This is a genomic window from Mesorhizobium sp. M4A.F.Ca.ET.090.04.2.1 (assembly GCF_003999085.1).
Classification (GTDB): domain Bacteria; phylum Pseudomonadota; class Alphaproteobacteria; order Rhizobiales; family Rhizobiaceae; genus Mesorhizobium.
Window position 1 is genome coordinate 1 of sequence record NZ_RZOT01000896.1, and the last position, 1,133, is coordinate 1,133.

At 62.8% G+C, this 1,133-nt stretch carries 1 protein-coding gene; it reads right to left on the bottom strand.

Annotated features, from left to right (window positions below; translation table 11 throughout):
• Nucleotides 1-266: 266 nt before the first annotated feature.
• A partial coding sequence (locus EN781_RS32965) for a lytic murein transglycosylase (RefSeq protein WP_127400749.1) occupies nucleotides 267-1,133 on the bottom strand: 867 nt, incomplete at its 5' end.

The following is a 1,133-nucleotide window of genomic DNA, read 5'->3' on the forward strand; positions in this document are numbered from 1 at the left end:
GCATCATGGTGATCGTTCCCTGTTTTGTTGTTTGTTGACCTGAGTTCCCGGCTCAGGATTGCAGAAATTCCATCGGGTCGCGCGCGTGTCCCCGGCCACTTACCGTCATGGTTTTTGTCCAATTGGTCAACACCATATCCGGCGGCCCGCAAGCCGGCAACGCGCATTTGCAAGACAACGTATTGGACCAGAACGAGCCACGGCGTGTCGACCCATGCGCCGGCTAATCGATGCAGCCAATCGGGAAAATTCTGCTAAATTCGAGGTTACTTCAGCACCGCAACCAGGCCAACATCGGGGAAGCAGGTCGCGGCCCTGCCATTCTTCGCCTGCCAGGCGCCGATCGAGCGGCGGGTCTTGAAACCGGGCAGCCCGTCGGCACTGCCTACGTCGTAGCCCTTGGCCTCCAGCGCCCGCTGCAGGGCGGCAATATCGGAGCGGTGCAGATCGCCGACCGGCCCCCAGCTTGCGGTAAAGGTGGCGTCGCCCTTCGCGATGCGATCGGCGGCATGGCCGATGAACAGCGCGTAGAGGTCGCTGGTGTTGTACTGCTTCAGCACATAGAAGTTCGGCGTGACGATGAAGGCCGGTCCGCTGCGGCCGGCCGGCATCAAGAGGAAGCCCTCGGCTTTCAGCTCACTCGCCTGGAACGCCTTGTTGTCGGCTCGCCTGATACCCATCGCCACCCAGTCGGCAATCCTCTTGCCCTGATCGGGGCCTTCGAGCGAGCAGGAAACATTGGCCGGCGCGATCACCTCGGCTCCCCAGCCGCGGCCCCTGACCCAGCCATAATGGACGAGATAGTTGGCGATCGAGGCGAGCACATCCGGCGTCGAATTCCAGATGTCGGGCCGGCCGTCGCCGTCGAAATCGACTGCATGCTTGAGGAAGGATGTCGGCATGAATTGCGGCTGGCCGAGCGCGCCGGCCCAGGATGATTTCATCGCATTGACCGGTGCCAGCCCGCGCTCGACGATCTCCAATGCTGCCAGCACCTCGGTGCGGAAGAAGTCCTTTTTCGTCGACATGAAGGCCTTGGTGCCCAGCACCTCGAAGGCGTCGTAAGGCATCTTGGCCGCGCCGAAGCCGGTCTCCCGGCCCCAGATCGCCAGAAGCACCTCGCCCGGTACGCC